We start from the raw sequence: 7,553 nt of genomic DNA, 5'->3' as shown, positions 1-7,553 counted from the left end.
CGCGGTCGGCGCGGGGGCGGGCACCGCCTGCTGCGCCGTGGCGGTGGCGGGCAACGCCATTGCCAGTCCGCCCATCGCCAAACCCATCGTCACATCGCGCATTGTCGTGTCCCACCGCTTCGTTGGCGGGGCGGTAGGGCCGAATTGTCGCAAGACTATGCCGCAATGCGGCGACAAATGTGTCAATCGCGCCAGGGTGAACTCACCACCATCAGCCGCGCGCCGGCATGATCGAGCAGCGCGCGGCGCAGCCGGCTGGCGCGGCGGCTGTGGAGCAGCCGCTCCCACCAGTGACGGATCACCAGCTCGGGGATCAGGATCGCCACCGACCTGCCCGGCGTCGCCTCGTCGATCTTGCGGACCAGCTCCAGGATCGGTCCCTGGATCTCGCGATAGGGCGCGGGTACCAGCACCAGCCGCGGCGACGAACGACCGGCGGCGGTGAGCGGCCCGGCGATCTCGGCATCGAAGCGCGCCCGGACGGCGGCGATATCCTCCTCCTGCTCGGGGCCGGCGAGGCGCAGCAGGTGGACGGCGAGGACGTCGGGCGACAGCGTCATCGCGAAGCGCAGCGCCCGGTCGCTCATCCGGTTGCGTTCCTCATAGGCGACCAGCACCGTGGGCGGCTCGGTCTCCTCGACAGCGAAGTCGCCGGCTACCGCCAGCCGCCTGTCGAGCCCGGCATAGTAGCGATGCACCCCGCGCAGCAGCAGCACCGTCGCAGGCAGCGCCAGCACGACCAGCCACGCCCCTTCCAGGAACTTGGCAGCAAGGATCACTGTGAGTGCCACGATCGTCGTGCCCGCACCCAGCGCGTTGATCGCCAGCCGGCCGAGATTGCGCCCCGGCTGCCGCCGCCAGTGGACGACCATGCCGAGCTGGCTCATCGTGAAGGTCAGGAACGCGCCGATTGCGAACAGCGGGATAAGCCGGTCGGTGATGCCGCCGAACATCACCAGCAGCACGCCGGCGGTGACGGTCAGGAACATGACCCCGACCGAGAACACCAGCCGTCGGTCGGCGACCGCGAAGCCGCGCGGCAGATACTCGTCGAGCGCGACCAGCCGGGCGAGGCGCGGGAAGCCGACGAAGCTGGTATTCGCCGAGAGGCACAGTACTGCCAGCAGGCTCGCCATCGCCGCATAGTAGATCGCGCCATGGCCGACCACCGCGCCCGCCAGCTGCGACAGCACGCTCTGATAGTCTGGCCGGGTCTGGTCCATTGCGCCAAGCCGATAGCCGTGCGCGACCACCGCGATGCCCGCCAGGAGCAGCCCGAGCACCAGGCAGATCGCGGTCAGCGTGCGGTGCGCCTGCTTCACCACCGGCTCCTTGAGCGCGTTGACGCCGTTCGACACCGCCTCGACCCCGGTCATCGCCGTGCAGCCGGCGGCAAAGGCGCGCATCAGCAGCCACAATCCGGCCGTCTGCGTCGCTGCGCCGAGCGGCGGCGCGGCGACGACCGCGACCGGCTGGCCGCCGTCCAGGGCGATGCGCACCATTCCCCAGCCGACCAGCCCGAGGAAGCTGGCAATGAACAGGTAGGTCGGCGCGGCGAACAGCCAGCCAGCCTCGCGCGTGCCGCGCAGATTGGCGATCGCGACCAGCGCCAGCACCCCCAGGCACAGCTCCAGCGTCCAGGGATGCAGCGCCGGCAGCGACGAGGTCAGCGCACCGACGCCGGCGGAGATGCCGACCGCGACGTTGAGGACATAGTCGATCATCAGCGCCGCCGCCGCGACCAGCGCCGCGCCCTCGCCCAGATTCTGCTTGGCGACGGTATAGGCCCCGCCGTTGGACGGATAGGCGACCACTACCTGGCGGTAGGAGAGATACAGGATCGCAAGCAGCGCGACGATCGGCGCGATCACCCAGCCGATCGCGGTCAGGCCGGCCGCGCCCAGCGGGATCAGGATGGTGAGCGCCGCCTCCGGCCCATAGGACGAGGAGCCGAGGCCATCGAGCCCCATCGCCGGCACCGCCGCCAGCCAGCCGATCTTCTGGTCGCTCAGCTCACGATTGGCGAGGGCCCGGCCGAGCAGAAAGGAGCGGAACGACATCGATAGCGGCGAACGGGCGGGCGGGGCTTTGGCTCCCGCCGTCAAGGCTGGGCGTGCATCATTGCTTCCATCGACACCATGTTGTGGCTGAGATTGGCCATGATCCACAAGGTGCCGACCAGCACCAGCCCGACGATCAGCACGCCAAAGGCAAGCGCCAGCGTGTTGTTGGTGTTGTCGGGGCCGCTGGTGATGTGGAGGAAGAACACCAGGTGGACACCCATCTGGCCGATCGCCAGCGCAATCAGCGCCACCGGGATGCCCGGTGCCCAGACCAGTCCGCCGGCCGCGACCAGGAACGACGCCCCGGTCAGCAGCGCCGCCAGCACCAGCCCGACGACATAGCCGCGGATGCCGGCGGCGGGATCGTGATCGGGGTCGCCCTGCTCGCCCGGCGCGCTGTCGCTGCGCGCTTCGGGGGTGAGATCGCGCTCGCTCATGCCCCGGCTCCCTTGCCGAACAGATAGACGACGGTGAACAGCGCCACCCAGATGATGTCCAGCGCGTGCCAGAACAGGCTGAAGCACAGGACGCGGCGGACGATGTCGTCGCGGAACCCCTTGGCCCAGACCTGCGCCATCATCGTCGTCAGCCAGACGAGACCGAGCGTGACGTGGAGGCCATGGCATCCCACCAATGCGAAGAACGCCGACAGGAAGGCGCTGCGCGACGGCCCGTTCCCCTCGCCGATCAGATGCGCGAACTCGCTGAGCTCCAGCACGAGGAAGCCGGCCCCGAACAGCGCCGTCACCGCCATCGCCAGCTGGAACAGCGGTGCGCGCTTCACGGCCATGGCGATCGCCGCCATGCCGCAGGCGAAGCTCGACAGCAGCAGAAACGCCGTCTCCCATCCGACCAGCTTGAGGTCGAACAGCTCGCGCCCCGATGGCCCGCCCGCCGTCTCGCCGCCCAGCACCGCGTAGCCGGCGAAGAAGGCCGAGAACATGATGAAGTCGGAAAGCAGAAAGATCCAGAAGCCATAAGAGACGACGATCCGGCGCGGGGCCGGGCCGCGCTCGCTGATCGGCCTCTCGCCGCGACCCAACTGGTGGGGGTCTCGCCTGGCGTGCGCGCTCACAACCCGGGCCTCATGCCAGCGCCTCGTCGGGCAGGCCGATCATGCTGGCCTTGGCGCGCCGCCGCTCGTCGTCGAGCCGCTTGGCTTCCTCGGCCGACACGTCATATTCCGCTTCATCGCGCCACGCGAACACAACAAAGGTCGCCCACGCGCCCAGGAAGCCGAGCCCGACCAGCCACCAGATGTGCCAGATCAACGCAAACCCCATCGCGCTGGCGAAGAAGGCGGTGACGACGCCGGTCGGCGAATTGCGCGGCATCTCGAAATGCTGATAGTCGGGCCGCTCCGACAGCGAGCGCGTCTCGCGCGCCCGGCTCTTGACGCTCCAATAGGCTTCCTCGTCCTCGACATTGGGCAGCACCGCGAAGTTGAACACCGGCGGCGGCGAGGTCGTGATCCACTCCAGGCTGCGGCCGTCCCACGGGTCGCCGCTATGGTCCTCCAGCGCGGCCCGGTTGCGGATCGACACGAACAGCTGCGTGATCTGGCAGCCGATGCCGGCGGCGATCATCGCCGCGCCGAACGCCGCGACCAGCAGCCATGGATGCCAGCCCGGCACGTCATAATGGTGCAGCCGGCGCGTCATGCCCATCAGGCCGAGCACATAGAGCGGCATGAACGCGACATAGAAGCCGGTCAGCCACAGCCAGAAGGCGCGCTTGCCCCAGGTCTCGTCGAGCTGGAAGCCGAACGCCTTCGGGAACCAGTAGCTGTAGCCAGCAAACGCGCCGAACAGCACGCCGCCGATGATGACGTTGTGGAAATGCGCCACCAGGAACACGGAGTTGTGCAGCACGAAGTCGGCCGGCGGCACCGCCAGCAGCACGCCGCTCATTCCGCCGATGACGAATGTCACCATGAAGCCGACCGACCACAGCATCGGCGTCGAATAGCGGATGCGGCCGCCATACATGGTGAACAGCCAGTTGAAGACCTTCACGCCGGTCGGCACCGCGATGATCATGGTGGTGACGCCGAAGAAGCCGTTGACGTCCGCTCCCGCGCCCATGGTGAAGAAATGGTGCAGCCAGACCATGAAGGCGAGGATGCAGATCGCCATGGTCGCGACGATCATCGAGCGATAGCCGAACAGCGGCTTGCCCGAGAAGGTCGATACCACCTCGCTGAAGATGCCAAACGCCGGCAGGATCAGAATATAGACCTCCGGATGGCCCCATGCCCAGATGAGGTTGACGAACATCATCTGGTTGCCGCCGGCGTCGTTGGTGAAGAAGTGGAACCCCAGATACCGGTCGAGGATCAGCATCGCGAGCGTCGCGGTCAGGATCGGGAAGGCGGCGACAATCAACAGGTTGGAGGCGAGCGACGTCCAGCAGAACATCGGCATCTTGGTCAGGCTCATCCCCGGCGCGCGCATCTTGAGGATGGTCGTCACCAGGTTGACGCCCGACAGGAGGGTGCCGACTCCCGATATCTGCAGCGCCCAAAGGTAATAATCGACGCCGACGCCGGGCGAATAGGCCAGCTCGCTGAGCGGCGGATAGACGACCCAGCCGGTCTTGGCGAACTCGCCGACCACCAGGCTGATGTTGATCAGCAGTGCGCCCGATGCGGTCAGCCAGAACGACACCGAGTTGAGCGTCGGGAAAGCGACGTCGCGCACGCCGAGCTGCAGCGGCACGGCGAAGTTCATCAGCCCGATCAGGAACGGCATCGCCACGAAGAAGATCATGATCGTGCCGTGCGCGGAGAAGACCTGATCGTAATGATTGGCCGGCAGGAAACCCTGGCTGCCGCCATAGGCAAGCGCCTGTTGCGATCGCATCATCAGCGCGTCGGAGAAGCCGCGCAGCAGCATCACCAGCGCCAGCACGCAATACATGATGCCAATCTTCTTGTGATCGACCGAGGTGATATATTCCCGCCACAGATACGGGACATAGCCGGCGCGCCACACCCACAAGATGACGCCGCAGATGATCGTCGCGACCACGCCCGACGTGATCATCGGGATCGGTTCGCTGAACGGGATGGCGTTCCAGCCGAGCTTGCCGAACAGGAGGCTACCGGACATCTTTACGCTGCTCCCGGCCGTCAACGACCGTTTTGGGCGGGGCGACGGACCGCGCGACTGCCGCCTCAAAGAAGCGCGGCCCGACCGCGCGATAGGTAAAGGGGGCGATGTTGCCGTCGGCGTTGCTCAGCTTGCCATAGGCTGCGCCGTCGAGCACCGGCCCGGCGGCCTTGGCCCGCGCTACCCAGCCGGCGAACTGCGCCGGCGGCACCGCAAAGACCGCAAAGCCCATATTGGCGAACCCCTCGCCGCTATAGTGCGCCGACAGGCCGCGGAAGCGGCCGGGGCGGTCGGCCATCAGGTTCACCTTGGTCTCCATCCCCGCCATGGCATAGATCTGGCTGCCGAGGCGGGGGATGAAGAAGCTGTTCATCACCGTGCCCGACGTGACGCGGAAGGTGACGGGGGTGCCGGCCGGGATCACCAGCCGGTTGACGCTGGCGACACCCTGGCCGGGATAGACGAACAGCCATTTCCAGTCGAGCGACACCACGTCGACCTCCATGCCCTTGATCTTGCTGGCCAGCGGGCGCGGCGGGTCGAGATCGTGGCTGCCGATCCAGGCGATGCCGGCAAGGAAGATGACGACCAGCAGCGGGACCGACCAGACCAGCAGCTCCAGCTGGCCCGAATAGGTGAAGTCGGGCCGATAGCGGGCACGCGTGTTGCCGGCGCGGAACCACCAGGCAAAGGCGATCGTCGCAAGGATGGTCGGCACAACGATGGCGAGCATGATCGCCAGGCTGTTGATCAGGATCGTCCGCTCGCCCGCCGCGACCGGGCCGGCCGGGTTCAACAATCCCGGCTCACAGCCTCCCAGCGCAAGCGGGAGCAGCAGCAATGATGCGAGGGGTTTCCGGCCGATCGGCTGGGATGAGCGAGTCACACCAAGTCTCTACGCTCATTAACCTTCGCCGCCAACGTCATAAGGTGCAGGAGACGGATACGGCGGCACAATCGTCACGAACGATCGCCTCGATCCTCACCCCACCCGTCGCAGCGGCGGCAGGCTTTGCCGCAGCGCGATCCGCGCGACCTCGGCGGCTGCGACCCACGGGCCATCGATCGCCGTCATGCGGCCGCTCAGGGCATCGGCACGCGCGATGATCCGGCGGTCGCCCAGCAGCGCGGCAAGCGCGGCCGCTGCCGGACCGCTCGCATAGTCACGCAGCGCCAGCGAGCGCGCGACGGCGAGGCGGACCAGCCGGTCGGCATTGTCGAACTGGTCGCCGAAATAGGGACAGGCGAGATGCAGGATGCCGGCGCGCAACGCCTGCGCGATCGTGCCGATGCCGCCGTGATGCACCACCGCCGCGCAGCGCGGCAGCAACGCCGAGTGCGGCGCATGGCCGGCCACCGCGACGTCCGGTCCGGCGAGGTGGCGATAACGGTCCACCGCATGGCGGCCGACGAGCAGGACCGCCCGACGGCCGAGCCGGCGCGCGGCGGCGGCGCTGGCCGGGAAGAAGTCGCCGGGGGCATGTACGACAAAGCTGCCCAGCGTGAAGACGATCGGCGGCGGCCCGGCGCGCAGGAAGCGGTCGAGTTCGGCATCCAGCGGCACTCCCGGCGGCCCGTCATGGAATGCGAAACCGGCGCTGATCGCCTGCGGCGGCGCGTCGGCGGCCAAGGGCGCGAAGCTGGCGGGATACATGGCGACGATCCGCTCGCTGCGGCGCGGCCCGTCGATCAGTTCGTCGCGCAACGGCGCGAGACCGAGCCGCCGCCTCAGCTCGATGGCGGGGCGCAGGCTGGCACGACCGCGCCAGCTCGCCAGCGCGTACAAGGCGCGCACCGCCGACCGGCCGCAGCGCTGGCCGACGGAGCGCAGCCAGGGTGCCTCGCTCATCAGCGGCGGCTCGGCCGCCGACAGGAACCCCATCGGCTGCAGCACCAGCGTCACCAGCGGCAGGCCGGCGACCTCCGCCGCGATGCGCGCCGCAGTCGACAGCGAGCCGCCGACCACGACATCCGCGCCACGCATCGCCGCGCTGAGGTCGAGATAGGACGCGGCGAGATGCGGCAGCGCGATGCCGAGCCCTGCGCGCAGGTCGCTCGACACGGCGCGGGCGATGGAGGCGTCGTCATGGCCGTCTGCCTCGATCTCGCGGCGGCCTGGCCGGATCGCCCGGACTTCCACCCCCTGCGCGGCGATGCCCGCGCAATAATCGTCCATCACCGCCATCACCGGCCGGCACCCCGCCTTTTGCAGGGCGAGCGCGACGGCGAGGAAGGGGTTGATGTCGCCCTGCGTCCCGGTCGGGGCGAGGATGACGGTCGGCATCATGCCGCGTGGCGGTGCTCGATCGGGGCGAGCGCGTCGAAGAACTCCGCCGCGCTGGTGCGCCAGTCGAACCGCCTCGCATATGCGCGGCAGGCG

Annotated in this window: 6 protein-coding genes; all 6 read right to left on the bottom strand. The window is 68.4% G+C overall.

Annotation, left to right across the window (positions count from 1 at the left end):
* Window positions 1–182: 182 nt before the first annotated feature.
* The gene (locus HUU96_RS08250) at window positions 183–2,060 is read right to left on the bottom strand and encodes an APC family permease (RefSeq protein WP_217430296.1); all 1,878 of its coding nucleotides are present in this window, start codon (window positions 2,058–2,060) and stop codon (window positions 183–185) included.
* Between the two features lie 41 nt (window positions 2,061–2,101).
* Window positions 2,102–2,500: a cytochrome o ubiquinol oxidase subunit IV gene (gene cyoD / locus HUU96_RS08245; protein ID WP_174292350.1), complete on the bottom strand. Its 399-nt coding sequence runs from the start codon at window positions 2,498–2,500 to the stop codon at window positions 2,102–2,104.
* Complete coding sequence (locus HUU96_RS08240) at window positions 2,497–3,105, bottom strand: cytochrome (ubi)quinol oxidase subunit III (RefSeq protein WP_254605128.1); 609 nt, start codon at window positions 3,103–3,105, stop codon at window positions 2,497–2,499. Before HUU96_RS08240 ends, cyoD begins: the two co-directional genes overlap by 4 nt.
* A 43-nt stretch (window positions 3,106–3,148) precedes the next feature.
* Window positions 3,149–5,173: a cytochrome o ubiquinol oxidase subunit I gene (cyoB, locus tag HUU96_RS08235; protein WP_217430295.1), complete on the bottom strand. Its 2,025-nt coding sequence runs from the start codon at window positions 5,171–5,173 to the stop codon at window positions 3,149–3,151.
* Entirely contained in the window at window positions 5,163–6,059 is an 897-nt protein-coding gene (gene cyoA / locus HUU96_RS08230; RefSeq protein ID WP_174292348.1) for a ubiquinol oxidase subunit II, read from the bottom strand. The genes cyoB and cyoA overlap by 11 nt, the downstream gene beginning before the upstream one ends.
* A gap of 96 nt (window positions 6,060–6,155) precedes the next feature.
* Window positions 6,156–7,457 carry a glycosyltransferase gene (locus HUU96_RS08225; RefSeq protein WP_174292347.1) on the bottom strand — a complete coding sequence of 434 codons (1,302 nt, stop codon included), beginning with the start codon at window positions 7,455–7,457 and terminating at the stop codon, window positions 6,156–6,158.
* Window positions 7,458–7,553 lie beyond the last annotated feature (96 nt).

The organism is Sphingomonas bacterium (genome assembly GCF_903644135.1).
Lineage (GTDB): Bacteria > Pseudomonadota > Alphaproteobacteria > Sphingomonadales > Sphingomonadaceae > Sphingomonas.
The sequence above is the reverse complement of the archived record's forward strand: the minus strand, read 5'-3'. Positions and strand labels throughout refer to the sequence as shown.